18 protein-coding genes and 1 pseudogene are annotated in these 26,415 nt (G+C 61.5%); 11 read left to right on the forward strand and 8 right to left on the reverse strand.

The window, feature by feature from the left end:
• Complete coding sequence (locus tag PspCFBP13528_RS23935) at positions 1–1,413, reverse strand: PLP-dependent aminotransferase family protein (protein ID WP_065953199.1); 1,413 nt, start codon at positions 1,411–1,413, stop codon at positions 1–3.
• Between the two features lie 158 nt (positions 1,414–1,571).
• On the opposite strand from PspCFBP13528_RS23935, the gene PspCFBP13528_RS23940 reads away from it, so the two are divergent.
• The 5 genes from PspCFBP13528_RS23940 (at position 1,572) to PspCFBP13528_RS23960 (ending at position 5,770) form a co-directional block, all read left to right on the forward strand.
• Positions 1,572–1,754 carry a rubredoxin gene (locus PspCFBP13528_RS23940; protein ID WP_057721870.1) on the forward strand — a complete coding sequence of 61 codons (183 nt, stop codon included), beginning with the start codon at positions 1,572–1,574 and terminating at the stop codon, positions 1,752–1,754.
• Between the two features lie 27 nt (positions 1,755–1,781).
• Positions 1,782–2,651, forward strand: a complete 870-nt coding sequence (locus PspCFBP13528_RS23945) for a sugar phosphate isomerase/epimerase family protein (RefSeq protein WP_137201668.1) — start codon at positions 1,782–1,784, stop codon at positions 2,649–2,651.
• A gap of 71 nt (positions 2,652–2,722) precedes the next feature.
• Positions 2,723–3,355, forward strand: coding sequence for a LysE family translocator (locus tag PspCFBP13528_RS23950; protein ID WP_065953201.1), 633 nt, complete (start codon positions 2,723–2,725; stop codon positions 3,353–3,355).
• A gap of 78 nt (positions 3,356–3,433) precedes the next feature.
• Positions 3,434–4,492, forward strand: a complete 1,059-nt coding sequence (locus PspCFBP13528_RS23955) for a diguanylate cyclase (RefSeq protein WP_137201669.1) — start codon at positions 3,434–3,436, stop codon at positions 4,490–4,492.
• Between the two features lie 48 nt (positions 4,493–4,540).
• Complete coding sequence (locus PspCFBP13528_RS23960; protein WP_137201670.1) at positions 4,541–5,770, forward strand: M20/M25/M40 family metallo-hydrolase; 1,230 nt, start codon at positions 4,541–4,543, stop codon at positions 5,768–5,770.
• A gap of 54 nt (positions 5,771–5,824) precedes the next feature.
• Here PspCFBP13528_RS23960 and PspCFBP13528_RS23965 read toward each other — a convergent pair whose 3' ends face one another.
• The 4 genes and pseudogenes from PspCFBP13528_RS23965 to PspCFBP13528_RS23980 form a co-directional block, all read right to left on the reverse strand.
• On the reverse strand, positions 5,825–6,244 hold the full coding sequence (locus tag PspCFBP13528_RS23965) for a hypothetical protein (protein ID WP_137201671.1): 420 nt from the start codon (positions 6,242–6,244) through the stop codon (positions 5,825–5,827).
• Positions 6,245–6,807: 563 nt separating this feature from the next.
• A pseudogene (locus PspCFBP13528_RS27970) lies at positions 6,808–7,818 on the reverse strand (RHS repeat-associated core domain-containing protein); the annotation flags it as partial.
• A gap of 318 nt (positions 7,819–8,136) precedes the next feature.
• Positions 8,137–11,211, reverse strand: a complete 3,075-nt coding sequence (locus PspCFBP13528_RS23975) for an efflux RND transporter permease subunit (RefSeq protein WP_137201672.1) — start codon at positions 11,209–11,211, stop codon at positions 8,137–8,139.
• 2 nt (positions 11,212–11,213) lie between these two features.
• Positions 11,214–12,320: an efflux RND transporter periplasmic adaptor subunit gene (locus tag PspCFBP13528_RS23980; RefSeq protein ID WP_137201673.1), complete on the reverse strand. Its 1,107-nt coding sequence runs from the start codon at positions 12,318–12,320 to the stop codon at positions 11,214–11,216.
• A gap of 97 nt (positions 12,321–12,417) precedes the next feature.
• Here PspCFBP13528_RS23980 and PspCFBP13528_RS23985 point away from each other — a divergent pair, with 97 nt between their 5' ends.
• The 4 genes from PspCFBP13528_RS23985 (at position 12,418) to PspCFBP13528_RS24000 (ending at position 16,728) form a co-directional block, all read left to right on the forward strand.
• Positions 12,418–13,623 carry a multidrug effflux MFS transporter gene (locus PspCFBP13528_RS23985; RefSeq protein ID WP_137201674.1) on the forward strand — a complete coding sequence of 402 codons (1,206 nt, stop codon included), beginning with the start codon at positions 12,418–12,420 and terminating at the stop codon, positions 13,621–13,623.
• A 76-nt stretch (positions 13,624–13,699) separates the two neighbouring features.
• A complete protein-coding gene (locus tag PspCFBP13528_RS23990) occupies positions 13,700–14,566 on the forward strand; it encodes a pirin family protein (RefSeq protein WP_101221089.1) in 867 nt (288 codons plus the stop codon).
• A 184-nt stretch (positions 14,567–14,750) separates the two neighbouring features.
• Entirely contained in the window at positions 14,751–16,196 is a 1,446-nt protein-coding gene (locus PspCFBP13528_RS23995) for a mechanosensitive ion channel family protein (protein WP_065951023.1), read from the forward strand.
• Between the two features lie 94 nt (positions 16,197–16,290).
• Positions 16,291–16,728, forward strand: coding sequence for a carboxymuconolactone decarboxylase family protein (locus PspCFBP13528_RS24000; protein ID WP_065951022.1), 438 nt, complete (start codon positions 16,291–16,293; stop codon positions 16,726–16,728).
• Between the two features lie 4 nt (positions 16,729–16,732).
• Here the strand turns inward: PspCFBP13528_RS24000 and PspCFBP13528_RS24005 are convergent, their stop codons facing one another.
• On the reverse strand, positions 16,733–17,503 hold the full coding sequence (locus PspCFBP13528_RS24005) for a helix-turn-helix transcriptional regulator (protein WP_137201675.1): 771 nt from the start codon (positions 17,501–17,503) through the stop codon (positions 16,733–16,735).
• A gap of 98 nt (positions 17,504–17,601) precedes the next feature.
• Here PspCFBP13528_RS24005 and PspCFBP13528_RS24010 point away from each other — a divergent pair, with 98 nt between their 5' ends.
• Complete coding sequence (locus PspCFBP13528_RS24010) at positions 17,602–18,732, forward strand: MFS transporter (protein ID WP_137201676.1); 1,131 nt, start codon at positions 17,602–17,604, stop codon at positions 18,730–18,732.
• Here PspCFBP13528_RS24010 and PspCFBP13528_RS24015 read toward each other — a convergent pair.
• Positions 18,722–20,911 carry a TonB-dependent siderophore receptor gene (locus tag PspCFBP13528_RS24015; RefSeq protein ID WP_137201677.1) on the reverse strand — a complete coding sequence of 730 codons (2,190 nt, stop codon included), beginning with the start codon at positions 20,909–20,911 and terminating at the stop codon, positions 18,722–18,724. The two genes, PspCFBP13528_RS24010 and PspCFBP13528_RS24015, sit on opposite strands and share 11 nt — an antisense overlap.
• Before the next feature lie 175 nt (positions 20,912–21,086).
• Here PspCFBP13528_RS24015 and PspCFBP13528_RS24020 point away from each other — a divergent pair, with 175 nt between their 5' ends.
• Positions 21,087–25,274 (forward strand): leucine-rich repeat domain-containing protein, encoded by a 4,188-nt coding sequence (locus PspCFBP13528_RS24020; protein WP_137201678.1) that lies wholly within the window; start codon positions 21,087–21,089, stop codon positions 25,272–25,274.
• A 144-nt stretch (positions 25,275–25,418) separates the two neighbouring features.
• On the opposite strand, the gene PspCFBP13528_RS24025 is transcribed toward PspCFBP13528_RS24020, so the two are convergent.
• Positions 25,419–26,315 carry a LysR substrate-binding domain-containing protein gene (locus PspCFBP13528_RS24025; protein WP_065951019.1) on the reverse strand — a complete coding sequence of 299 codons (897 nt, stop codon included), beginning with the start codon at positions 26,313–26,315 and terminating at the stop codon, positions 25,419–25,421.
• Positions 26,316–26,415 lie beyond the last annotated feature (100 nt).

Raw genomic sequence — 26,415 nt, forward strand, 5'->3', positions numbered from 1 at the left:
TCATGCCTGCGCAAGCCGATGCCGCAGCAGCGCCTCGAACACCCGCTGCGCCCGTGGCTCATCACTATGGGCCACATTGAAGCGCATCAAGTCCCGGTGAGCCGGGTCATAGCCAAACAGCACGCCGGGCGCCAGCACCATGCTGCGCTTCAGGGCTTGCTGGGCCAGCAGTTCGCCGTTGACACCCGGCGGCAGGCGCGCCCAGATAAACATGCCGCCTTCGAAGGCCATCGGCAGTTCGCAGCCGCAGCGCTTGAGCCATTGCTCGACGCGCCCACCGGCTTCCATCAGGCGCTGGACCATGCGCTTGCGGTGTTTGGCGTAGCTGCCTTCACTGAGCATGCGGTACACGATCTGCTCGAACAGCTCCGAGGTCACGCCGCCGCTCATCAACTTCATGTTGGTCAGGTTGGCGGCCAGTTGCGGCGCGGCCACCACGTAGCTGACGCGGGTATTGGCGCTGAGGATCTTCGAGAACCCCGACAGGTAGGTGACCTGGTCCAGCCCGGCGACGGCGGCCAGGCGCGGCGGCGGATTGGGGTGCAGGTCGCCGTAGAGGTCATCCTCGACGATATGGCAGTGATACTGCTGGGTCAGTTGCAGCAGGCGAAACGCCTGGCCGGGGCTGAAGGAATGGCCTGTGGGGTTATGCAACACGCTGGTGGTCAGGTACAGGCTGGGCCGGTGTTCGGCCAGCAGGTGTTCGAGGGCGGTGAAGTCGAAGCCGTCGGGGCGGCGTTCGAGCGTCACCACCTTGACGCCATGCAGGGCCAGGTTGGCGTGGAAGTTGAAGTAGCAAGGCGCGTCCAGCAGCACCGTGTCGCCGGGACGCACCAGCAGGCGCATGAGCATGTCCAGGCCCTGCACGGTGTTGGGTGTGGTGATGATCTGTTCCACCGGCACCGACAGGCCTTCGCTGTGGAGTTTCTGCTGCAGCGCCTGGCGCAACGGCAACAGCCCGGCCGGCGTGCCCAGCCCGGCGATGCGCAGCGACGGCGCGCGCACCACGCTGCGCATGGCCTGGCGGATCGCTTCGCCGTTCAGCCAGTCCTCTGGCAAGTGCCCGCCACCGGGACGCAGTTCACCACTGGCGGTGACCAGGGGCCGGCGCAACACGCTGAGCAGGTCCTGGGGCAGCAGGTCGACCCAGGTCACCGACGCCGGGCGCGCGCTGTCCATCGCCACGAAATAGCCACGGCCCTGGCTGGAGGTGAGCAGGTTGCGCCCGCGCAGACGGTCCAGGGCCTCATTGAGGGTGAACTTGCTGACACCGAGAAGTTCGGTCAACTCGCGTACCGACGGCAACTTGCTGCCGGGCGCCCATTCACCGGCCTCGATGGCCTGGCTGAACGCTTCCACGATCTGCTGGACCTTGGGTGTGCCTTCCACAAAGGCGATGGCGGATACCAACATGAAACGTCCTTATGTTTGCCGGTGATTTTACCGGTGAAGTCAGGCCGGATTAGGCATCACTTTACCTGCCTGGCGCAATGCCATTCCCCTAGACTGCGCGCCATCTCGCCAGGAGTTGGCGAAATTTCCTATACGCGAGCAATGGATTTTGCATTCTCATGAAGACTTATATGTGTGCACCCTGCGGTTTTATGTACGTAGAAGAATTGGGCATTCCGGAGGACGGAATTCCCGCCGGCACCCCTTGGGAAGAGGTGCCTGAAGACTGGACATGCCCCGATTGCGGCGTGACCAAGGCCGATTTCATGGCCATCGAACTCGCTGACGCTGTACCCGCCTGACCCTCCATCAACGAAAGGAATCGCTCCATGGAAAGTAAACTGATCAACCCCGCCGTGCCGTTCTGCACCGGTGTGGCCCACCAGAAATACCTGGCCGCGGAACAGGGCCTGCAAGCCGCCATCGAAGGGCAGTGCACCCACTGGTATGTGGACGGCAGCCTGTTCGGCGAAATGGTCGACGACTGGACCGATGCGCGCATCGAAAGCCTGCAGGCGCAGATCGCCGCCAGCGGCGTCAAGCCGGTCTTCCATGGCAACTTCAAGGCGCCGCTGGGCAGTGACGTCGAGGCGTTCCGCGTGGCCGCGGTGGCCTATGTCAAGCAGGAGATCGATATCGCCAGTCGCCTGGGCGCGCCGCTGATCATTCACGGTGGCTGCATCGTCGAGCCGAAAATGGTGCTCAAGGCCAAGAAGGTGGCGCTGGAGCATTACCTCAAGTCAGTCCAGGAACTGGCCAGTTACGCCGCGGCCAAGGGCACGGACATCTACCTGGAAAACCTGTCCAACTACGTCAACTATCGCCCCTTCCACTACATCTTTACCCATGAGGCGGAATACGCGTTCGTGTTCGAGCGCCTGCAAGCCCACGACAACGTGTATTTCTTCCTCGATGCCGGCCACGCCAATATCGAAAACGGCCTGCCGGCGGCCGTGGTGCGCAAGTATCACCACTTGATCAAGGGCATTTCCTTCAGCAACAACAACGGCGTGCAAGACCAGCATTTCGGCATTCACGACGGCAACTGTGACTACGCCGACGTCATGCAAGCCATTGTCGAAACCAATTGGAAAGGCCTGGTGGCGTTTGAAACCCGCAACCAGACCGCCAAGGCTGCCCTGGCCGACCTGGCCTTGATGTACCGCGAATCCCTGACGACCGAAATCGCCGTCGCCTGATGTCATCCAGGGGCGTGCGCCTGTGGTGCCCGCCCCGTTGTTGCCGTTCTCTCCATTCAAGGTCCCGGACCATGACAAGTGCGTTAACGCTGTCTTCTTTTCTCTACTTCCTGTTGTTCTGCGCCACCATGACCTTCAGTCCCGGCCCCATGACCCTGCTGTTGTTGAGCCTGGGCTTGAAGGACGGCCTGCGCAGTTCGATCCCGGCGCAGATCGGCGCCAGTGTGTCGTACCTGATTTCGATCCTGATCTTTGCCGTGGGCTTTTCCGAGCTGATCAAGGGCAACCTCGCGATTACCCAGGCCATCCAGTTTGTCGGCGTGGCCTACATCCTTTACCTGGCCTACAAGCAGTGGACCAGCAGCGGCGTGTCGATCGACAAGGCTGGCGCCGTGGAGGGCTCGCGCAGTCTGTTCGGCAAGGGTTTGCTGACCGGCTTTTCCAATCCCAAGACCATCATCATGTTCAGCGCCGTGTTCCCGCAGTTTGCCGGGGCGGGTGAGCACAGCTCGGCGGCGGATATCGCCATCCTCGGCCTGACCTTTCTGCTGCTGCAATTTGCCAGCGGTTGCCTGTACTGCTATTTCGGCCAGCGCATCAAGCACGTGCTGGAAAACCCCCGGCGGCGAGTGCTGCTGCAGCGGATCACGGCGGTGATGTTGCTCGGCGTGGCGTTGATGCTGGCACGTGGCTTTTCGCACTGAAGCATTAGCCTGCAAGCAGTAGTGGCGTTTTGACTTTACCCTGATAGACTTCAGGCATTGACCCAGGATGCCCCTATCATGCCAGCCGTCGGAGGAAATGGACTTCCGCTCGCTTCGCGCTTGTACAAATCCCGTCTCCTGGGTATGACGCTCGGCTTTGTGTGCGTGGCGTTTGCGATGTATCCGCTGAACCCGTCCCCATGGGTGTGGGCCTGGATGTTGATCAACGCGTTTCTCTGGCCGCACCTGGCATTTCAAGCGTCGTTGCGTGCCGCCCATGCGTTGCGCAGTGAGCGCCGCAACCTGTTGTTCGACTCTTTCTGCGGCGGGTTCTGGGTCGGCGCGATGCACTTCAATCCGCTGCCCAGCGTCACCACCTTGTCGATGATGAGCATGAACAATGTCGCCATCGGCGGGCGGCGCTTCATGCTGGCGGGGTGGGTGGCCCAGGCCCTGGGTATCGCCACGGCGCTTTTGATATTCGCGCCGGCCGTTATTGCCGTGACCACCCAGGTCCAGTTGTACGCCTGCCTGCCGATCCTGATGCTGTACCCCCTGGCCCTGGGCTGGATCTGCTACCGCCAGGCGCTGACACTGGCGCGGCACAAGCGTGAACTGCTGGCCTTGAGCCGCACCGACAGCCTGTCGGGCCTGCTCAACCACGGTGCCTGGAAAGACCATCTGGAACTCGAGTTCCAGCGTTGCCGCCGTGGCCCGTCGGGAGCGGCCATTGCGCTGATCGATATCGACCACTTCAAACTCATCAACGACACCTATGGCCATCTCACCGGTGATATCGTTTTGCGCCAGTTGAGCAAGGTCTTGCGCCAGAACCTGCGCGGCACCGACCTTGCCGGGCGCTACGGCGGCGATGAGTTCTGCGTGATCCTGCCGGACATGCCGCTCAACCGCGCCACTGAGGTGATGGACGCCCTGCGTGATCGTTTCAACGCTTTGGCGTACGCCCAGGACCCGACCCTGCGTGCCAGCTTGAGCATCGGCCTGGCGCTGTATCACCCCAGCCATGTCGACTCCGTCAGTTGGCTCAACGATGCCGACCGTGCCTTGTACGAAGCCAAAAGCAGCGGGCGCAACCGGGTCAACTCACTGCAGGGGGCTTGGTTGCGGTCCGTTTAGTGGGGTAGGGTGTGATGGCACCCCTTCAACAAAAACAAGGACCGGTTCATGCTCTTCACCTTCCCCCGTACCCTTCTGGCCGCCACCCTGGCCTTGTCCTTCGCCCTGCCGGCCTACAGTGCCGAACCGCACAAACAAATCCAGGCGGATGCCGAACAGTACAAGGATCAGGCCCTGAAACTGTTGGAACGCCTGGTGAATATCGACTCCGGCTCGGGCTACGAGCCCGGCCTGACCCAAGTGCGCGATATTGCCGTGGATGAATTGAAACAGCTGGGTTTCAGTATTCAACTGGTGCCGGACAAGGCCGCCAACAGCAGCCATGTAGTCGCCACCCTCAAGGGCACCGGCAAGGCCAAGATCCTGCTGATGGCGCATATGGATACCGTGTTCAAGGAAGGCTCGGCCGCCGAGCGTCCGTTCCATATCAAGGATGGCCGTGCCTATGGCCCTGGGGTGATGGACGACAAAGGTGGCATCGTCGCCGGCATCTACGCACTGAAAGTCCTGAAAAACCAGGGTTTCAAGGACTATGCGCAGATCACCTTCCTGCTCGATGCCAGCGAAGAGACCGGCTCCGACGCCGCGTCCGAACTGATCCGCACCACCGCCAAGGGCCATGACGTGACCCTCAACCTGGAACCGGGCCGCCCAGCCGACGGCCTGGTGGTCTGGCGCAAAGGCAGCGCCACCGCGGTGGTCGAAGTCAAAGGCAAGGCCGCCCACGCCGGCGTCGCTCCCGAATTGGGGCGCAATGCCGCCATGGAAGTCGCGCACCAGATCCTGCAACTGGGCAAGCTGGGGGACGAAGAAAAGAAAACCACCATCAACTTTACCGTGCTCAAGGCCGGCGACCGCACCAACGTTATCCCCGACCAGGCCACCGCCAAGGCCGACGTCCGCGCGGCGTTGCCGGAAGAGTTCGACCGCATTGAGAAAGACCTGGCGCGGGTTTCAGCGGACAAACTGATCCCCGAAACCGAAGTGAAGACCAGCCTGCAACGCGGGCTGCCGCCAATGCCGCAAACGGCAGAGTCGGACAAACTCGTCGCGATTGCCCAGGGCATCTACGGGGAGCTGGGCAAAACCCTGACCATCGAAGGCAGCGGCGGCGCGGCGGATGCAAGCTTGTCGGCCGGGGTAGGCACGCCGACGCTGGATGGGTTTGGGATCGTGGGCGGCAATATTCATACGCCCGAGGAATATGCCGAGGTGGAGAGTGTGGTGCCTCGGGTTTATTTGTTGAGTCGGATGATTATGGAGTTGGCCAAGCGTTGAAGTAGATCATGCACTTGTGGCGAGGGAGTTTGCTCGCTCGCCACAGGCGGTGGGTTACCAAGTTGATTGGTCTTCGCGGCTGGCTTTTTGGAGGTCGTCTTTCCAGACTTCATTGGCGAGTCGGTAGATGTCGGCGAAGAAACCTCGAAGGTCGACTATTTCTGTTTCATCCCAGGCCATCGTAGTGTATTTGTCTGGATCGTCCTCAAAGTAAGATCGGAAGTTGAAATTCACGGTGTTTAAGGCGAAGGATAGGCTTTCTATTAATTTGTATCTGTGTCGATAGGAGAGTCTTTTGTATGGGTCTAAGCAATATTTTAGTATGAGATTTTCTCTGTCTCTACTGTTATTCGGGTTATAGCGAGCGAGTTCTTTCCCCTTGGTTTCTTCCCTGTCATAAATATCAAAAACTCCCACGAAATAGTAAAGGCTGGCGTCGAATGGGACGGTGTCGGAGCCGGGGTGATATAACATTTGTTGTCATTCCTTAATGGGGAATAAGGTGAAAGGTGTGCCGTCTTCTCGAAATTTCATTTCTACAGCATTCATGGATGGGTTAAAGGTTGGGTTGGTTGGGTCTCTTCTGTTTGGCCTGTAGCCTCGTCCAGCTCCTGGTAATTCTGAACGTACAATATCGTTTCTGCTGTCATCAACGCCGGTGTAGCGCGGTAGCCCCCGCTCTGTCCGCGAGGTGGCTTTTGTCCATGCCTGAAGCTGAAACTTCCAACTGTTAAATTGCGAACTCGGGACCCCCCTTCTATTTATTGGCGTTCTCCCCGTTATTGGGTCTGTTCCATCAAACGATCGCTTTTCTACCTTGTGATTCTCTACCTCCGGCCGTGCTTGCCGACCATATGCATGTCGTACTTTTCTTCGTACTCCAGGATTCGACGCTTCGCATTGGCCTCGGTAAGTTCCTCAATCCTGGCCTGTCTAGCTGTCAGCCGCGGCTCGGGAGTTCGTGGCTCACCAGAGTCAACTCTAGCGGAATCAAAAGGACTTTGGGCTTTATAAGCTGGTCTGCATTCAGCGGACTCCGGACAAGAACTTAATCCCAGCGGATCTACCCACCCAGTAGGATTGGGCACGTACTGGTATGCATTGACCCCACCCGCCAGCTTTACCGGGTCCGGCGTCAGGTAACGGCCGATATTCGGGTGGTAGTAGCGATGGCGGTTGTAGTGCAGGCCGCTTTCCTGGTCGTAGTACTGGCCTTGGAAACGTAGAGGGTTGTCGATTTTGCCTACGTCGAGGCGGCTGATTTCGCCGTAGGCGCGGTAGTGGGCGGACCAGGCGATTTCGCCGTCGGGCGTTGTAAGTTCCTGCGGTGTGCCGAGGTGGTCGAGTTGGTAGTGGTAGGGCTTGGTCTCTTCTGGGCCGAAGCCTTCCAACAGTGCCAGTGGGCGGAAGCTGTCCGGTTCGTAGAGGTAGCTGCGATGGCGATCGGCGTGGTGTTCGGCGATCAGCTTGTCGCCTTGCCAGAAGAACTCTGTGGTTTTCTCTTCGAGGGTCTTGCTGATGCGGCGACCAAACGGGTCATAGCGATAGCTCGCGGTCTGGCCGTTGGGTTGGGTTACTTCGATCAGCCGGTGCTGGCAGTCATAGCGGTACTCGGTGACGAGTGAATGGCCCTTGCCTCGTCGCTCACGGATCAGGTTGCCGAAGGCGTCGTAGTCGTAATGGTGATCGCCTTGAATCACCAGCCGATTACCCGCCACGATGTCCGGGCCCGGCCTGTCTTGCATGAGCAAGTTGCCGGCGGGGTTGTGGCCGAAGCGCTCCTGGACGTCCTGGGAATGATCGGCGCGGGTCAGGCGCTGGAGCGGGTCGTAGCGGTAACGGTGTTCGCCTTTGCGGGTGTCGAGCAGGCGGGTGAGGTTGCCGGCTTTGTCGTAGTCGTATTGGCGTTGGTAGAGGTGGTTTTGCTGTTGGGTGACGGCGTGGGCGTGCAGGCGGTTTTGGTCGTCGTAGTGATAGTGGCTGAGCAGTTGGCCTTGTTGGCGTTGGTGTTCGCGACCGGCACTGAACAGGTGGGAAGTCAGTAACTTGCGTGTCGGAAGAGATCGGCGCCACCAGTGCGACGTCATCCCCGACCTTGAACACCTGCTCGACTTCCAGAGCCGAGCCACTGAAAAAGCTGTCGGCCCACGCGTCGAAGGTGTTCAGGCAATTGCGCAAATCTTCAAGCACGCGTTCAACATCCGGCGCTTCGGGGTCCATGGGCCCCAGGACGAAGCTGGCCAGCGCCGGAATCAAAACACAGCCCCGACAACCGGGGCCCTAACGAAAAGAACCATCTGCAATCCCTCGCACTGTTTGATCAGGCGAGGGACTTTGCAGCGGTTCTCGGGGCAGGGGAGTAGAGCTTATCCGGCAGTTACGTAGGAAGTTTCAACAACCCTGTCGCGCAGCACCAGGCTGCACAGCGCCGGCAGGAACAGCAGCGTCAACACCGTGCCCACCAGCACGCCGCCGATCAGCACATAGGCCAGGGACGACCAGAACACCGATAGCGTCAGCGGAATAAAGGCCAGCGCCGCTGCCAGGGCGGTGAGGATCACCGGCCGCGCGCGACGCACGGTGGCTTCGACAATGGCTTCGCGTATCGGCATGCCGTGGTCCTGGTTCTGGCGAATCTGGTCGGTGAAGATCAGTGTGTTGCGCATCAGAATCCCGCCGATGCCGATCAGCCCGAGAATCGCGTTGAACCCGAATGGCTGGTTGAACAACAGTAAGGTCGGCACCGCGCCGATCAGCCCCAGCGGCGCGGTGGCGAAGACCATCAACATCACGCCGAAGGAGCGCACCTGGAACATGATCACGGTGAGGGTCAGCAGGATCATGATCGGGAACAGCGCCGCCAGGGCGACGTTGGCCTTGGCGCTTTCTTCCACCGGGCCGCCGATATCGATGTGGTAACCGGCAGGCAACTTGGCGATCAGCGGCTGCAGGTCCTTGTACACGGCCATTTCCACATCGGGCGGTTGTACGCCGTCGACGATGTCGGCGCGCACTTCCACGGTGGTGGCGCGGTTGCGGCGCTTGAGGATCGGTTCTTCCATCACCGCCTGGAAATGCCCGACCTGGGCCAGCGGTACCGAGGTGCCGGCGCTGTTGGTCAGGGTCATGTTGTTGAGGTTGCCCAGGTCCTCGCGTTGACTGCCCTGGGCGCGTGCCACCACCGACACCGTACGGTTGCCTTCACGCACTTCGGTGATCGGATTGCCGCTGAGCAGGGCGTTGAGCTGGGACTTGACCTCGTCGGGCGTGAAGCCGAGCAGGCGCAGGCGATCCTGGTCCAGCACCAGGCGGTAGCTGCTGGCGCGCTCGCCCCACTCAAGGAAGGCGTCGCGGGTCAGCCTGTTGGCGGCCACCACTTGACGCACTTGCTCGGACAGCCCGCGCAGCACGTCCAGGTCCGGTCCGGACACACGGAACACCACCGGGAACGGCACCGGGGGGCCGAACACCAATTGTGTGACGCGCACCCGTGCCGCTGGAAACTCACCGGCGGCGATGCGCTCGCGCATGCGCACTTTCAACGCATCGCGTGCGTGGGAGTCCGGGGTTTGCACGATCAACTTGGCGAACGCCGGGTCCGGCATCTCAGGGTTCAACGACAGGAAAAAACGCGGAGCGCCGCCGCCCACATAGGTGTCGACCATGCTCGTCTGCGGTTCCTGCAGCAAGGCTTTCTCTACTTGCGCCGCCACCGCTTCAGTGCTTTTGAAGGCGCTGCCAGGGGGCATGTACACCTCCAGGATCAGCTCCGAACGGTCGGAGTCGGGGAAGAACTGTTTCTTCACCACTGCCATGCCCAGGCCGCACAGCACAAACGCCGCCACCACCATCCCGGTCACCAGCCAGCGCCCGCGCACACAGGTTTCCACCAGGCTGCGCAGTTTCTGGTAATAGCGCCCGGCGTAAATCGCATCGTGCCCGCCGGGCACCGGCTTGATCTGCGGCAACAGCTTCACGCCCAGATAGGGCGTAAACACCACCGCCACCAACCAGGATGAAATCAACGCAAAGCCGACGATCCAGAAGATATTCCCGGCGTACTCGCCGGCACCGGAGCGCGCGAACCCCACGGGTAGAAAACCGATGATCGTTACCAGCGTGCCGGTCAGCATGGGCGCCGCCGTGGAGCTCCAGGCGTAGGTGGCCGCATGGATGCGGTCGAAGCCTTCTTCAAGTTTAACCACCATCATTTCAATGGCGATGATCGCGTCGTCCACCAGCAGGCCCAGGGAAATGATCAGGGCGCCGAGGGTCACGCGGTCAAATTCACGCCCGGTGACCAGCATGATCACGAACACGATCGACAGTGTCAGCGGCACCGCCGCCGCCACCACCAGCCCTACACGAAAGCCCAGGGCCAGCAGGCTGATCAGCATCACCACGGCCAGGGCGACGAAGAACTTGAGCATGAACTCGTTCACCGCCAGGCTGATGTTTTTTGCCTGATCGGAGACCTTGGCGAAATTCACGCCCAGGGGCAGGTCGGCCTGGATCCGGGCTTCCTGGGCCTGCAGGCGCTTGTCCAGTTCCAGGCCGTTCCAGTGCTTCTGCATGATCACCCCGAGCATCAGCGCCGGGTCGCCCTGGTGGCGGATGCGGTAGCTGGGCGGGTCTTCATAGCCACGCCGGACCGTCGCCACATCGGCGATGCGCAGCACGCGGCCATTGACTTGCAAGGGCACGTTCTCGATCAGCGCCAGGCTGTCGAAGGCGCCATCGATACGGATATAGGCGCGGGCGCCGGCGGTTTCGACGAAGCCTGAGGGCGCCACGGCGTTTTGCGCGGCGAGGGCGGCGAAGATCTGTTCGGGTTTGATGCCCAGGGTCGCCAGGCGCTCATAGGAGAACTCGACAAATACACGCTGGGCCTGTTCGCCGAGGATATTGACCTTCTTCACCCCCGGCAGGTTGAGCAGGCCCTGACGCAGCGCTTCGGCCATTTGCACTTGCTGGCGATGGGGCAGGTGTTCGGCCTCCAGGGCGTACAGCGCAAAGTACACATCCGAATACTCATCGTTGAAAAACGGCCCGATCACGCCCTTGGGCAGGTTCGCGGCTTCGTCGCTGAGTTTTTTACGGGTCTGGTAGAACAGGTCCTGTATCTCGCTCGGCCGGGTGGATTCGAGGAAGGTCATGCGCATCGAAACGAAACCCGGCTGGGCGATGGTCTCGACGCGGTCGTAGTAATCGAGTTCCTGCAGGCGCTTTTCCAGGCGGTCTGCCACCTGTTCCTGCATTTCCTCGGCAGTGGCGCCGGGCCAGGCGGCGGTGATGGTCATGACCTTGACCGTAAACGACGGGTCTTCGGCGCGCCCCAGTTTGCCGAACGCGAAGATCCCGGCGGCGATGATCGCGATGATCAGGAACAGCGTGACGGCGCGGTGCTTGACCGCCAGTTCCGAGAGGTTGATTCCACGCATGCTCATTGGTCCTGTTTACGGTTGAGGGCCAGCGCCTGGGCGGGCAGCAGGCGTACCCGGTCACCGCTGTGCAGCAGGTGCGCGCCGAGGGCGACGATGGTTTGGCCAGGCGTGACGCCGCTGTCGAGCAGGGCTTCTTCCTGGCCGAGACTGGCGACTTTCACCGGGGCGAAGCTGATCGTGTTGTCGTCACCGATCAGCCACACGCCGGTGCCTTGCCCCGCGTCCTGCAACGCACCGATGGGCACACGGGTTTGCTGGGCCTGGCCGTCACCTTGCAAGCGCACGGTGATGGTGGAGCCGAGGGCGAAACGCTCGACCGCGCCGTGCAGCACGTAGCGCGCGCGGTAGGTGCGGGTGGTGGGGTCGGCGCTGGCGGACAGCTCGCGCAAAGACGCGGTAACGGCCTGGTCCGGCGCACCGAACGGGAAGGCCAGGGCGTTTTGCGCGGCCCGGGCGCGTTGCTGTTCCGGCAGGTTGACGATGGCTTCGCGGGCGCCGTCATGGGCCAGGCGCGCCACGATCTGCCCTTCGGCGACCACCTGGCCGCGATCGGCCAGCACGTCGGTGATGATGCCGTCGCCATCGGCCTTGAGCACCGAATAGGTGCGACGGTTCTCGATCTGGCTGGCATCCGATTGCGCCGCCGCCAGTTCCGCTTCGGCGACGCGCAGGTTGGTCGCCGACTGGTCGAATATCTGCCGCGATACCGCGCCGGTACTGGCCAGGCGCTGGTAGCGGTTTTCGTCGTCACGGCGCTGGCGCAATTGTGCCTGGGCCGCGTTGACGCGGTTTTTCGCCGAGCGCAACGCCAGTTCGAAGTCGCCGATATCCAGCACCAGTAGCGTGTCGCCACGAGAGACATGCTGGCCGGGATCGACCTTGCGTTCGATCACTTTGCCGCTGACCCGAAAGCCCAGGTTGCTTTCAGTGCGGGCCGCCACTACGCCGGTATACGCGCTTTGCTGGGTGCCGCCAGCCTCGACCTTGGCGGCCAGCACCGGACGCGGCGGCGAGACCTGGGTGGCGTTGTCGGCCTGGCTGTTGCAGCCACTGAGGATCATCAACACAGCCAGGGGCGTGAAAAGGCGCAGGTGCAGAGGGGGCATGACGAACTCCTGGGGGACCATGGGAAAAATTATGGACATAATTTTTTGCTCATATTATGGTCGAAATATAAATTAATCCAGCCCCCGGATATTCCCCATGGCAAACGCCCCGGCACCTTCACGCAGCTTGTTGTTCTTGCTGGTCGCCCTCACCGCATTGGGTGAAGTGTCAACGCAATTGATCATCCCCGGTCTGGGTGCCATCGAGCAGGCGCTGGCGGCGCCGCAAGGTTCGGCACTGATGGCGCTGTCGGCGTTTGTTGCTGTGTTTGGCCTGGGGCAACTTGTGTTCGGGCCGCTGTCGGACCGTATCGGCCGCCGTCCGGTATTGATCGCCGGCCTGACGCTGTACGTGCTGGCGACGCTGTCGATGCTGCTGGTCACTGACATCCAGCAATTTATCGCCGCCCGCGTGCTGCAAGGCCTGGGCGCGTGCGCCGCGCTGGTGCTGGCGCGCACCGTGGTGCGTGACGTATGGAAAGCCGAGGCGGGCCCGGCCCTGGCGCTGACCATGATCGGCATGCTTTATGCCATCGTCGTGGCGCCGATGGCGGGCGGCTTGCTGATCAAGCTGTTCGGCTGGCATGCGCCGATCATTCTCGCCCTGCTGATCGGCAGCGTTGTGTGTCTGCTGGCGGTGCTGTTCTTTCGCGAGAGCAACCATTACCTCGATCCCGGGGCCGCGCATTGGCGCACCCTTGGCGGGCAGTACCTGGATTTGCTCAAGGGCCGCCCATACCGCGCCTATGCTGTGGCCCTGGCCTGTACCTACGGCGCCATGTTTGCGGTGATCGCCGGTTCGTCGGCGGTGTTTATCAACCTGCTGGGCCTGAGCAGCCTGGAGTACGGCATCAATTTCGGCCTGATCGTGTCGATGCTGATCGTCGGTTCCACCTATACCCGGCGCAACATCCTGCGCCTCGGGCCGCAGCGGATTGTGACCATGGGCGTGACGCTGGTGGCCGCAGGTGGGGTGTTGGCACTGCTGATTTATGCGCTGTTCGGGCTTTCCGTGGTGGGCCTGGATATTCCCATAGCCCTGGCCACGCTCGGCGGCGGGCTGGTATTGCCCGGCGCGGTCACGGGCGGGGTGATGCCCAACGCCCATCGTGCCGGGCTGGCGGCCGGGTTGATGGGCTTCGCGCAGATGTTCGGCGCCACCTGCAGCGGCGTGCTGTTGAGCCAACTACGCGATGGCAGCGCGACGCCGATGATCGTCATCCAGGCCGCCTTTGCCGTCATGGCCTTCGTCGCATTTCATCTGTTGCGTCAGCGCGCGCCCAAGGCACTGTCCTATACATAGGACGATCAAGGCCGCTTTTGCCGGCTAGTGCTCTGCGGCCTGGGGACTTATGGTGTAGGCACTTTGGAGGTACACCATGAAAAAACTGATCGGTCTCTACACCAGCCCCCGTGCCCACTGGGTCGGCGACGGCTTTCCGGTGCGCACGCTGTTTTCCTACGACACCATGGGCAAACACATCAGCCCATTCCTGTTGCTGGACCACGCCGGCCCGGCCGATTTCACCCCCACCGAAACCCGTCGCGGCGTGGGCCAGCACCCGCATCGCGGCTTCGAAACGGTGACCATCGTCTATGACGGCGAAGTCGAGCACCGCGATTCCACCGGTGCCGGCGGAAAAATCGGCCCGGGTGATGTGCAATGGATGACGGCGGCCAAGGGCATTCTCCATGAAGAATTCCACTCTGAGGCTTTCGCCCGCACAGGCGGGGCACTGGAGATGGTGCAATTGTGGGTCAACCTGCCGGCCAAGGACAAAATGGCCGACGCCGGTTACCAGACCCTCGTCGATGGCGACATTCCGGTGCTGCCGCTGGCGGGCGATGCGGGGCAACTGCGCCTGATCGCCGGTGAATTCGCCGGTACTCAAGGGCCTGCCCGCACCTTCACGCCGATTGACGTGTGGGACTTGCGCCTCAATCCCGGTAAGGCGGTGACGTTGGACTTGCACGCCGGGCGCAACACCGCGCTGGTGATCCTGAGCGCAACTGTGCAGGTCAATGGCGAGGACGTCGCGCGCCAGGGGCAGTTGGCGTTGTTCGAGCGTGACGGTGACCGCCTCACCCTGGAGTCCAACGACCACGCCAAGGTCCTGCTGCTCAGCGGCGAGCCGATTGACGAGCCCATCGTCGGCCACGGCCCGTTCGTGATGAACACCGAGCAGGAGATCCACCAGGCGTTTGCCGATTTCCAATCGGGCAAGTTCGGGCGGATGCAGGCCTGAAGGCCGGTGGTTGAATAACCCCTTGTGGGAGGGGGCTTGCCCCCGATAGCGGTGGGTCAACCAACATCAGTGTTTGCTGGGCTGACGCCATCGGGGGCAAGCCCCTCCCACATTTTGCTCTGCGCTATACCCGCCATCTTCATTTCATGCGATCTTTCTCGGCATTCGCCCTGGAGTCGCCTGGATGCCCTCATTTATCGCTGAAAACCCGATGGTGTGCGCCCTGGCGCTGATCCTTATCGACATTGCCGTATGGCGCCTTATCACCCCCGCGCTGGCCAACTGGAAACTCGCGGCGCGGCTGGTGATCTTTGCGGTGTTCAGCGCGGTGTTGTTCAACGACGGCATGAACCCCATGCAAGCGGCGCCCTATGTCGACGACACCGCCCGGCATCTGGCGGCCACGGCTTTGCAGATCGGCTGGTGGCTGTTCGCGGCGCGCACCCTCACGGTGTTGCTCGGCGCGGTGATGATGCAGCGGGTCGGTCACACCGGGCGCTTGTTGCAGGACCTGATGGGCGCGGTGATTTTCCTGATCGCCATCATCGCCGCCATGGCCTACGTGCTCGACCTGCCGGTCAAGGGCGTGCTCGCCACTTCCGGCGCCGTGGCGATCATCGTCGGCCTGGCGCTGCAAAGCACCCTGAGCGACGTGTTTTCCGGGATCGTGCTCAACACCACCAAGCCTTACCAGATCGACGACTGGATCTCCATCGACGGCACCGAAGGCCGCGTCACCGATATCGACTGGCGCGCCACGCGCCTGCAGACCTCCCAGGGCAGCCTGGCGGTGATCCCCAACTCCCTGGCGGCCAAGGCCAAGATCATCAACTTTTCGCGCCCGGCGGACATGTTCGGCCTGGCGGTCAGCCTGCAAGTCAGCCCCCATGCGCGCCCGCAAACGGTGATCGAGGCCCTTGAGCGGGCGATGCAGGGCTGCCGCGCGCTGTTGGCCAAGCCGGCGCCCAGCGTCGCGTTCAAGGCTTCGGCCAGTGGCGGCGTGGAATATGAAATCAGCGGTTTTGTGCCGGCCATGGGCCTCAAGCGCGAAGTGCGCAACCAGCTTTACGACCTGGCCTTCCGGCATTTGCAGGCGGCGGGCGTGGGGCTGTTGTCCGCCACCGAAGGCAGTACGCCCGCCACGGTCTCCGGCGCGCGGGCACTGCTTGAGCGGTCGTCGATCTTCTCCACCCTGCGTCAGGAAGAAAAAGACACCTTCAGCCAGAACATGACCCTGCACACCTACCGCGCCGGCGACATGATCCTGCCGGCGGGGGAGGTCAGCGATCACCTGTTCATCATCGAGTCCGGCGTGGTCTCGGTGATGCTGGTCAAGGGCGGCCACACGTTCGAGGCCGGGCGCATGGGGCCGGGTGAGGTGATCGGCGAATCGGGCATCCTGACCGATCAGGCCACGCTGGCGGATTTCACCGCCAAGACCTACTGCACGCTGTACCGCATCGAAAACGAATACCTCAAGCCCTGCCTGGACGCGCGCCATGACATCGGCGAAGCCATGAAGGCGCTGCTGGACTTCCGTGTGCACGCCGCCCAGGCGCTGACCGAAGACGCGCCGGTGGTGCCGGTGAAGAAAGGTTTCCTGCAGTGGTTGAGGAGCCGTGGCCTGTAGATTGGTCACCTGTTCTTCGCCCGGATTGGCTATTTCTCCAGACCGCCCAGGTGACTAATCTGCGCACCAATCCCCACCGTTCTGGAGTTCCACCATGCAAACCCGTACCGATTTCTACAGCGCTTCCCCGGACGCCATGAAGGCCATGCTGGCCCTGGAGGCGGCAGTCGGCAAGCTGTCCATCGAACTGCCACTGCTGGAACTGGTGCGCCTGCGCGTCTCGCAAATCAACGGCTGCGCATTCTGCCTGGACATGCACACCGCCGATGCGCGCAAGGGCGGTGAAACCGAGCGCCGCCTCTACACCCTGTCGGCCTGGCGTGAAACGCCGTTCTTCACCCCGCGTGAACGCGCCGCCCTGGCCTGGGCCGAAAGCCTGACCCTGCTCAGCCAGACCCACGCCCCCGATGAAGACTTCAACGCCCTGGCGGCCGAGTTCAGCGCGCAGGAACAGGTCGACCTGAGTGTGGCGATTGCCACCATCAACAGCTGGAACCGCCTGGCGGTGGGTTTTCGCAAGATGCCCCAGTAAGCGCTCAGCCGGATTTGAAATAGCCACGCGGCGTGGTCCCGGTCATGCCTTTGAAGAAGGCGATCAACGCACTGTCGCTGGCAAAGCCCAGTTCAAAGGCGCAGTAGCCCAGGCTGCGCCCGGTGGCGAGCAGTTCGATCACCCGCATCAGACGCCACTGTTGGCGCCACTGCTGATACCCCAGGCCGGTTTCCTTGAGGAAAATCCGGCCTATGGTCTTGGTGCTGGCGCCAATGTGCTTTTCCAGCCCCTGCAATGTGGGGGGCAGGCGGTCGAGCCGGGCCAGCAGCGGGGCCAGGCGCTTGTCCCTTGGCAACGGCAGGAGCAGCGGCTGTTCGGCGGCGTGGCGGATTTCATCAAGGCACAGGCCGAGCAAATGCGCGTAGCGGCCCGCGTGCCAATCGGTCTCGAACGGGGCCAGAGCCATCGGCTCCAGCACTGCCCTGAGCAGGGCACTCACTTCGATCACCCGCACCTGGGCCGGCAACTGCTCGGCCAGGGCTGCGCTCACATACACTGAGCGGTAATCCACGGCCTGCTGCATCACCGCGCGATGGGGCAAGCCGCCGGGTATCCAGGCCGCGCGCGTGGGTGGCAGCAGGCACAGTTGATTGTCCAGGGTGATCCGCGTGCAGCCTTGCTGGGTGAACAGCAGTTGCCCGCGCTGGTGCCGGTGCAGCCCGGAATCGTGGTTGCCCAGCACCGCGGCGATGCCGATCACGGGCGCCGCGAATGCGTCGGGGTTGAACGACGCGGCGGCCTCAAGCCAAGCCATGGGATGTCCGATTTCAGGGATAAAGTGTCGAAGTCCGGATAATACCCCAGGCGGGGCGCTCTAGAATCCCTGCGGTGTATTTAGGGATGGATCTGGTGATGAAGTCGAACAATCTGCTGATGCTGACCATGGCCCTGCTGATGTTCCCGCAATTGGCGCAGACCCTGTACAGCCCGGCCCTGGCTGATATCGCACGGGCTTTTGCGGTCGCGCCTGAACGGGCGGGGCAGACCCTGTCGGTGTACTTCCTGGCCTTCGCTGTGGGCGTAGTGGTATGGGGCCGTTTGAGTGATCGTTGGGGGCGGCGGCCCGTCATGTTGGCCGGGCTTGCGATGTATGTGGGGGCCATGGCGCTGGCGTTGAACGTGGCAACGTTCAACGCCTTGCTGCTGGCCCAGGCCGCTGCCGCCTTTGGAGCAGCCGTGGGGTCGGTGGTCACGCAGACGGTGCTGCGTGACCGTTTCCACGGTGCCGAGCTGGCCCAGGTATTTTCCGCGATGGGGATTGCGCTGGCGGCAAGCCCTGCCATCGGGTTGTTCAGCGGAGCGAGTCTGGTCGAGTATTTCGGTTATCGCGGGGTGCTCGGTGGGCTGTTGCTGCTCGCGCTGCTGCTGTGGGGCTGGAGCCTGTGGGCCCTGCCGGAAACGCGTCCGGCCTCGCTGCCCACGGCCGCCCTTGGTCAAACACTCGGCATGATGCTCAAGGACGCCGGGATCTGGCGCTCGGTCGGGTTGGTCGCGGCGTTCAATATCGCGTTGTTCAGCTATTACAGCGTGGGGCCGTTTATCTTCGCACAACAAGGGCGCTCCACCGCCGAGTTCGGCTACAGCGGCGTGCTGCTGGCCCTGGGTTCCGGGTTGGGAGCGTGGCTGAACAGAATCCTGCTTAGACGCGGGATGGACAGCGCTCAGTTGGTATTCGTCGCTGCGGTGGTGGCGGTGCTCGGCAGCTTGTTGGTGTTGGGCCTGCAACACAGTGGGCTGCTGGTAGGGCCGATGCTGCTGGTGGTACTGGCATTCGGCATGGCGATTCCCAACGTGCTCGGGGCGGCGCTGGTCGATTATCGCGATCGCCTCGGCACCGCCGGCGCACTGTTTGGTTTGTTGTACTACCTGGTGATTGGCAGCGGCCTGAGCCTGGTGGCATGGGTTCAGGACCTGGGCTGGAGCCTGCTGGTGTGCGGTCTGGCGGCGCTGGGGCTGGCAACGCCGCGGCTCTTCAGAAGTTGACCGATGCACTCAAGCGCGCTGTCAGCGGCGCACCCTGGAACAGGTAGTCATCGCCCATGTATTCGCCCGCGTCGCGCCAGTAGCGCGTGTCGAACAGGTTGTCGACGCTCAGGCGAAACACCGTTTCATAACCATCGACTTTGGTGGTGTAGCGGCTGCCGATATTGACCACGGCGTAATCCCCCACTTGCACGTTGCCGGTGCGGTTGGCGTACTTTTTGGCGCTGTATTGCACGCCGCCGAGCACCGCCAGGCCATTGACCCATGGCAGCGCATAGTCGGCGTACAGGCTGGCGCGCAGTTTGGGCACGTTGATCGCCTGGTGGTCTTCGTAGCTCGGCGTGCCGCTGCCGCTCACCCGTGCCCGGATGGCGGCCACGCTGGTGGCGATCTGCAGGCGGTCGGTGGCCCAGCCGTTGGCGGACAGCTCCAGGCCGGTGTTCTTCTGCTGACCTTGCTGCACGTAGGTGAAGCCGCCACTGTCGGGCTTGGCGTACTGATAAGCCTGGCGTGTCTGGAACACGGCGGCGGCGAAGCTGATACGGCGCCAGTCGTATTTCACCCCGGCTTCGAGCTGGCGCGAGACCGTTGGCGCCAGTGTTTCGTCTGCGTTCTCAGCGAACCACGGCGCGGTGCCGCCCAGGGACAGGCCCTTGCTGTAACGGGTGTACAGCGACACGTTGTCCACCGGCTTGTAGATCAATGAGGCCTGGGGCAGGAACACGTACTGTTGGGTGTGGCGTGTCGGGTTGCCGGTGACGCCGTCGAAGGCTTTTTCATCCAGGCGCACTTCGCGGCCGCCGAGGAGGGTTTGCCATTGCTCGTTGAAGCGGATGCGGTCGGTGACGAACAGCCCGTACTGGCGGCTGTCGAGGTTGCGGTGGCTGTCATTCAACCGTTTGTCGGTAGGGGTAAAGCTCGGCACCTGTTCGTCGATATTGGCGGTGCCGATGAATTCGTTGACCGACTTGCGCTTGTCGATCACTCGGCGAAAGGCGCTGGTGCCGAATGTCAGTTCATGGCCTAAGCCTGCGGTGTCGAACAGGCCGGTCATGGCCGCCTGGATTTCATCGTCGCGGCGCGTATCGTCGGGGCTGCGGTAGTCGTAGACGTCGTAATTGCCTTCGGGGCTGAAGTAGTTCGGCACGCTTGCCGAGCTGCAGCTGGTCGACCCGTAGCAGCCCCACGCAAATGAGCTGTAATCGTCAATCACCACTTTGCTGCGCGCCGCGCTGACACTGCCTTTCCACTGGTCGCTGAAACGGTAGTCAAATGTGCCGTTGAGGTTCAGCGAATCAATGCCCACCTGCTTGCCTCCGGTCTGATGCCCCAGCAGTTTTTTCGGCGAAGCGTCGTGAGGCACTTCAGTGCCGCCCAGCAATTGATAACCCGGCACCGAGCGCTGTTGTTTGTTCTGGTATTCGGCATCCAGTTGCAGCACCGCGTCGGGGCTGATGTTCCAGTCAAAGGCCAGGGACATAAAATCGCGCTGGCCGTCGGCATGCTCCACATAGGCATTGAGGTCTTCATGGGCGACGTTGGCGCGCAGGCCAAATTGTTGCTCGCTGCCGAACCAGCCGCCGACATCGGTGGCGATATAACCGCTGCCGCGATCATCGGTGGACACCGTCACCGAACGCACATCCTCGGGGCGCTTGGTCACGTAGTTGATCACGCCGCTGGGCTCGGAAATGCCGCTCTGCAACCCGGCCAGGCCCTTGAGCACTTCGACCTGTTGCTTGTTTTCCAGGGCGACGTTCTGCTCGCCGGTGATGGTGCGCCCATTGATCTTGTAGCTGCTCGCCGCATTCAGCGAAAACCCGCGCACCACGAAGTTTTCGTAGTAGCCGATGGGCGCGTAGCTGTCGCCCACCGAGGCGTCGTTGCGCAGCACCTCGCTGAGCAGGCGGGCTTGCTGGTCCTTGATCAGTGCAGCGTTGATCACCGTTATCGAGGCCGGGGTATCGAGCAAGGGGGCTTCATTGAAGCTGCTGACGGAGGCTGTATCGGTTTGATAGCCGCCGCGCTCTTGGCCTTGAACCCTGATGGGCGTCAGTTCAATTTCGGCGGCCTGACCGACCTCCATTCCACAGCCGACAAGCAGGGTCGCGGTGAACAGCTCAAGCGCGCAGCGTGAGGCTGGCTTGCTGCGCAAGGAAGGTCGAGAACGATTAGCCATCAAGGGTTCCGTTATCAGAAAGAAGGTCGGATGCCAAAGGTGCATAAAGGGCGGGCGCGATCCTACCCTATTTGGCCAGGTCTTCATCGGCTGTCGGCTGAGGTTTCCGATTTTTTAGGTAGTCGGCCGACGATAGATTCGAGCCTCTTTCAAATCGCAAATGGAACTGCACACTATGACAGAGCAATTAATGGGTGCCGGACGCGCCTCATTGAACGATGCCGTACAGGCCGGCGTTCCCCTGACTCCGAGCGCTCACGGCGCAAAACTGATCCGGCAGAAGTGGGGGGCGCATGTTGACCCGATGACTGCGCAGCTGGTCACCCTCGATTACGACTACCACGGTCATCCACCCATCGACGGTGTGCATCAAGGCAAAATTCGATTCCAGCAGTCGCTGGTGCAGGCCCTGCTCAGTGACTACCAGGCCGTAGCCGATGATCGATTCGGTGAGACGGTATTCGGTGTATATACCCCCCCTGCGGTCGGGCCGCGAATCAAACTTGTCGAGCATGTCGATGAGTTCGCCTATCGGGGCAGTGGCAATCACACCGACTATGAAGGCATCTACCGCCAGACCATCCCGCAGACCTACGGGCCTGAAACACAGATAGCCATTACACCGGCGGCGTTCAAGAAGTGGGTGTGGGCGCTCGAGTACAAGGATTTGTACAAAGACTACCTGGACGGCGTACTGCCCTCTGATGCAACGATCAAGGGCGTAGCGCCCTATGCTTTGCGCACCACCGTAAAGACGGCTTTCGTCATGGCCGCTTTTCTTCAAAAACGTGAAGGCAGTCTGTCGCTCCAAGGCTTGCAGCTCGCGCTGTCGTCGGCCGGGTTGGGGGAGGGGCAGATCGAGTTTGGTTTCGTCAACAACGCGCAACTGGAACACAGCACTCATCCCATGGCCCATGTCGAAGCCTCTCTACTGATGATTTATCGCTACACCGCAACGGATATCTGGGTGTTTCGTCATCGAACCAGCGGGCTGATAGTGCTGTATGTGCCGGGTAACTCGTCACCGTTGCATGAGTTTTCCAGTCTGGATGCAATGAGGGCATGGGTGGTGCAACAGGGCCAGGATTCAGTAAAGAGGAAAGCCCTCGCCCTGCATTTCGCCAAAGACGACCGCTTCGATACAACGTGGCACGCAGGCGTCATGACAGCCCTGACGGGAATGACCGAGTATCCGCGCATGCATCGCCTGAACCGTGATGCCGGCTTCTTCAATAACGACGGCTATTGGAACCCGGCCGATTACATCAGCCTGGATACTGTAGCTGGCAGCACCGACCCGTTCGTGGCGTTGGTCAAGGCGACCAAACAAGCTAACCTGCACGCCGCTGAAGAGGCGATCCGTGACGATGCGGATGTCAATCGTGCCAACTTGAGTGCGGTGATAGAGCCCGTGGTGGGTTGGATTAACCGCTGGGGGGCCTTGGCGATATTTTTCCCCGGTGGCGAAGGCTTGCTGGGTCTGGCCGGGCTTATCGAGGCGGGATACGGACTCAACGAAATAGACAGCGCCGACAACCATGCTCAGGTGTCAGAGGGCATCACACGTACGGTCTTCGGTTTGCTCAATGCCTTGCCTTTGGTAGTCAAGGCCGGCCTCGGTGGGGCAGTGATCAAAGGCGAAATCGAGGTGACGACCAGCGCCGTAGATCCAGCACTGACTGTGGCTGAGGGCGCTCCCGATCCCGTTCCTTTACCGCGTGTGCCGGTCACTCGCCCCGCTGGCATCCTGCATCCGCCGCCCGGCACCGAGGGGCTTGCATTGACTGAGTGGACCCGTGCGCAATTGATGCGTGGTTTCGGCCCGCAGGTCGAAGCGTTGACCGATGAAACCCTGGAGCAAGTGCGTCAGGTCAGCGGTGTGTCTGACGATCACTTGCGATATTTGCATGCCGAAGGCCTTCCTCCCCAAGGGGTGTTGGCGGACACGCTGACCCGCTTCAAGATTGATCGTCAGATTCAGACGTATATCACGCAGTTGGCCACCGATGAGTCGATCCATGCCGACTTGCATCTGGTGCAGTGGTTGACCTCGGATACCGACTGGCCGGCGAGCGTGCGCATGGAATGGGTGAAGGGCGATCAGGCGATCTGGTCGTCTCAGGCAGCCACTGAGCCGGGTAAGGTGTTGCGGGTCGACGAGGACACCACGCTGTTCCCGGAGCTGGCCAGGGGCCTGGATGAGCAGCAGACGCGTGCGTTCCTGGGAAGCCAACTGCCCGTCGACCAGCCTTACCCGGACGTTTATACCCGTGCCCGGTTATTGCGCCAAAAAGCGCTCGGGATTGCCAGGGAACGGCGCACCGATCTGTTCGAGGAGCATTATCAGGCGGCGGTAAAAACCGATAATGAGCTGCTGCTGGCGTTAAAACAGCAACACCCGACATTGCCTTACGTGGTACTTGAGCAGATGTTGAGTCGCCAGAAAATTGATCCGAACATGCCCCTGACACTGGCACAGACCAAGGAGGTTTTTCAGCGGCTGGAGCCTCTGGCTGAAGGTTACGGACAGGAAGTACGCCTCGCCAGGGCCTACGAAGGGGTATTCACAGATTCGGTGCGCAATCCCGACAGCGATGCCTTGTTGTTGCACAGCGTCCAACAGATGCCCGGATGGCCCACGGACGTTGCGATCGTCGTACGTGAAGGCAACATCAGCGGGCCGGTGCTGGATCGGATCGGATCCGCCAACTTATCCAACCAGCGCGTGCTGATTAAGACCGGTGAGCATTTCCAGGTCTACGCTGCGCTGCAGCCGCCTGGCTACACCCACGGTGACCTTGCCGACATGATTCTGCACAGTTTGACCGATGATGAGCGTGGCGCGATGAATGTGAGTGTCGATCAGGGACTGGAACATTTCAAATTCAAAATCCGTCGTAACTTGCTGCGTCGACCACAACTCTCAAGCGTATTGCATCGGCAATCATTGAGAACGCCGTTTTATGAGCCTGAGGAGGGCGGGCTGGCGGGTGGCAGCGCATCCTCGACGATAACCGAGCAGGGAACGCTGCTCCCGCGCATCACCCGAGGGCATGTCAAAGCCTATTTCCCTGACTCCACCGATCAACAGGTGGATGATTTCATTGCACGCTTTGACCATCTGGATGACCTGCAACGGGAGCTTGAACGTATCAGGCAGGCGTTCGTCGAGTTTGACCGCACCTTGAGCACGTGGGAGATGGTCAATGAGCAAGACGTGATGGAAGCTTTCGATCTGGTTGATATCGATTTGGCTGCTGACGGCGTGGATCCGGAGATCAGCAAGTGGGTGGAAGAAGAGCGCAGTCGGCGTACTGAGGTCGGGGCCACGTTACGCCGGTTGTTTAAATGGCAGGGTGAAGGCTCGGAAAATATTTACCGTGACGGCAAGTTGGTCGGCTTGCATCTGCAACTGGACGGGTCGCCGCAGACACCTTTCCCCTATGTCCACCCTCCCATGGATTCGGTGATTTCTCTCACCCTGTCAGGTGGTGCGCAAAGTGTTGACGGTATCCTGTCGGATTTCAGGCATGTTGAATCGCTACAGATGCAGATGCCTGAAGTGCGTGAACTACCCCGTGCCCTCGAGGGGATGACGAAGCTCACACACCTGAATCTGAGCGAGTGCCAAATCACATTGACCACTCATAATTCGGTCGAACGCCTTGCCCGGCTCACCCAATTGGAGGAGTTGGACCTGGATTACAATCCACTGATCGTTGCGCCGGACGTGAGCCGTATGACGCGGTTGCGCTGGCTGAGTCTATCCGATACGCAACTCAGTGAGTTCCCTCGCGGTGTGACAGGCGAGATCCCACTAGGGCGGTTGGATCTCACGGGCAATCGAATCCAGTCAATCCCGACATCCGTCAGACTGCGCGCCGATATTGAACTGTCTGGGAATCCTATTTCCGATCCTGATTCCCTGAGTCGCCTGATCAGTTACCGCCGGCGCACCGGCAACGATCTCTGGCTCAATCCTCAAACCCAGCATTTGCCTCAACCAAGTGTTTGGCTGGCTGATTTACCGCCTGCTCAAATTGCCGGCAAAACGGGGCTGTGGAATCGATTGCTGAGCGATTCCGACACCAGCCTCTTCGCCAGGCGCTTCAGCGATTTGCCCCGCGCTCCCGAATATGCGTTAAACCGCCAGAGTCTGCAGGCGCGGGTGTGGAAGATACTGGAAAAAATCACAAATGCCGATGGAGTGCATCGCGCCCACCTGTGCAAATTAGCCGCTCTGGACCCTAACGGGAGCGCGCCTGCGTTGCTGGAGACGCTGGAACATGAAACGTTGATGTATGAGGCCTGGCGCAAGGGACAGCCGGTGTATCAACTGCCCAAGCGTGCGCGCCTGGAGTAGGGCGTTGCTTGAATATTTCGCTGGGCAGTTCGTGCAACAACGCCCGACAGCTATGCAGTGCGCTCGCCGCTGCTGGCGTTGGAGATGTTGTGGTATCGGTTGCGGGAGATGCTCTGATTCTTGATCCAAACGTGGGAGCATCCGTTAGATAGCGTCAGGATCAGTCAGTACCTTGCGAAACGTCTCCACCAACGGCCGCAAGTTGATCCGATGCCATGCCGCCCACAGCGGTGTGGTGTAACTCAGCCACGGCAGTTCGCGCAGTACCACGCCGGGCGGTGCGTTGCGGCTCAGGCCTTTTTGCACCATTGCCACGCCCAGCCCGGAGGCCACCAGGCCCAATGCAGTGAAGGGCTCGCTGGCTTCCATGGGGATCTGGGGAGTGAAACCTGCGCGGATGCACGCGGCCACGAAGTCGTCAGCCGGGTTGGCGCCGGGTTTGCGTTGCACGCCGATCCATTGCTGGTCGGCCAGGTGCTCGGGCAGCAACTCGCGCTGGCGTGTCAGCGGGTGGTGTTCCGGCAAGGCCAGCAGCATCGGGTCATCGAGCACTTGCCGGGCGGTCAGGTCCGGGTCGTCGGCCGCGGGCGGTTCGCCTACCAGGGCAATGTCCAGGCTGCGCTGGCGCAGGCCTTCCAGTTGTTCGAGAGAGGGCAGGTTATACAACTTGATATGCACGTTGGGCCGGTCATCGCGCAGAACGCGCAAGGCGTTGGGCAATACACCGGCGTGCATGGCGTTCTCGATATAGCCGATGCACAAACCGCCTTCTTCACCCCGGCCCAGGCGCTTGCCCAGGGACTCCAGGCGGTTGGCGTGGGTCAGCAGCGCCCTGGTTTCGGCGAGGAAGGTCTGGCCGTCGCGGGTCAGGCGGATACGTTGCTGGCTGCGTTCGAACAGCGTCAGGCCCAGGCGTTCTTCAAGCTGGGCGATCTGCCGGCTCAAGGGCGACTGGGAAATGTGCAGGCGCTCGGCGGCGCGGCCGACGTGTTCCTCTTCGGCGACCACTTCAAAGTAGCGCAGTTGGCGTAGATCAATCATGTCAGACCTGCTGGGACTCAAATTGGTCTCAGTATGTCTTGGACGGTCCGACCTAGGCAATCTAGGATCTGCTCAACGGTCGACGCGACCTTGAACCGAT

The sequence above is a fragment of the Pseudomonas sp. CFBP13528 genome (assembly GCF_005233615.1).
Lineage (GTDB): Bacteria > Pseudomonadota > Gammaproteobacteria > Pseudomonadales > Pseudomonadaceae > Aquipseudomonas > Aquipseudomonas fluorescens_AM.

Excerpts from the sequence above, each read along its gene's own strand:
- PspCFBP13528_RS24020 (WP_137201678.1), top strand. The coding sequence starts at position 21,087 with ATGACAGAGCAATTAATGGGTGCCGGACGCGCCTCATTGAACGATGCC.
- PspCFBP13528_RS23955 (WP_137201669.1), top strand. The coding sequence starts at position 3,434 with ATGCCAGCCGTCGGAGGAAATGGACTTCCGCTCGCTTCGCGCTTGTAC.
- PspCFBP13528_RS23995 (WP_065951023.1), top strand. The coding sequence starts at position 14,751 with ATGCCCTCATTTATCGCTGAAAACCCGATGGTGTGCGCCCTGGCGCTG.
- PspCFBP13528_RS23965 (WP_137201671.1), bottom strand. The coding sequence starts at position 6,244 with ATGTTATATCACCCCGGCTCCGACACCGTCCCATTCGACGCCAGCCTT.
- PspCFBP13528_RS24010 (WP_137201676.1), top strand. The coding sequence starts at position 17,602 with ATGAAGTCGAACAATCTGCTGATGCTGACCATGGCCCTGCTGATGTTC.
- PspCFBP13528_RS23980 (WP_137201673.1), bottom strand. The coding sequence starts at position 12,320 with ATGCCCCCTCTGCACCTGCGCCTTTTCACGCCCCTGGCTGTGTTGATG.
- PspCFBP13528_RS23985 (WP_137201674.1), top strand. The coding sequence starts at position 12,418 with ATGGCAAACGCCCCGGCACCTTCACGCAGCTTGTTGTTCTTGCTGGTC.
- PspCFBP13528_RS24015 (WP_137201677.1), bottom strand. The coding sequence starts at position 20,911 with ATGGCTAATCGTTCTCGACCTTCCTTGCGCAGCAAGCCAGCCTCACGC.
- PspCFBP13528_RS23960 (WP_137201670.1), top strand. The coding sequence starts at position 4,541 with ATGCTCTTCACCTTCCCCCGTACCCTTCTGGCCGCCACCCTGGCCTTG.
- PspCFBP13528_RS24005 (WP_137201675.1), bottom strand. The coding sequence starts at position 17,503 with ATGGCTTGGCTTGAGGCCGCCGCGTCGTTCAACCCCGACGCATTCGCG.
- PspCFBP13528_RS23935 (WP_065953199.1), bottom strand. The coding sequence starts at position 1,413 with ATGTTGGTATCCGCCATCGCCTTTGTGGAAGGCACACCCAAGGTCCAG.
- PspCFBP13528_RS23945 (WP_137201668.1), top strand. The coding sequence starts at position 1,782 with ATGGAAAGTAAACTGATCAACCCCGCCGTGCCGTTCTGCACCGGTGTG.
- PspCFBP13528_RS23975 (WP_137201672.1), bottom strand. The coding sequence starts at position 11,211 with ATGCGTGGAATCAACCTCTCGGAACTGGCGGTCAAGCACCGCGCCGTC.
- PspCFBP13528_RS23940 (WP_057721870.1), top strand. The coding sequence starts at position 1,572 with ATGAAGACTTATATGTGTGCACCCTGCGGTTTTATGTACGTAGAAGAA.
- PspCFBP13528_RS23950 (WP_065953201.1), top strand. The coding sequence starts at position 2,723 with ATGACAAGTGCGTTAACGCTGTCTTCTTTTCTCTACTTCCTGTTGTTC.
- PspCFBP13528_RS23990 (WP_101221089.1), top strand. The coding sequence starts at position 13,700 with ATGAAAAAACTGATCGGTCTCTACACCAGCCCCCGTGCCCACTGGGTC.
- PspCFBP13528_RS24000 (WP_065951022.1), top strand. The coding sequence starts at position 16,291 with ATGCAAACCCGTACCGATTTCTACAGCGCTTCCCCGGACGCCATGAAG.
- PspCFBP13528_RS24025 (WP_065951019.1), bottom strand. The coding sequence starts at position 26,315 with ATGATTGATCTACGCCAACTGCGCTACTTTGAAGTGGTCGCCGAAGAG.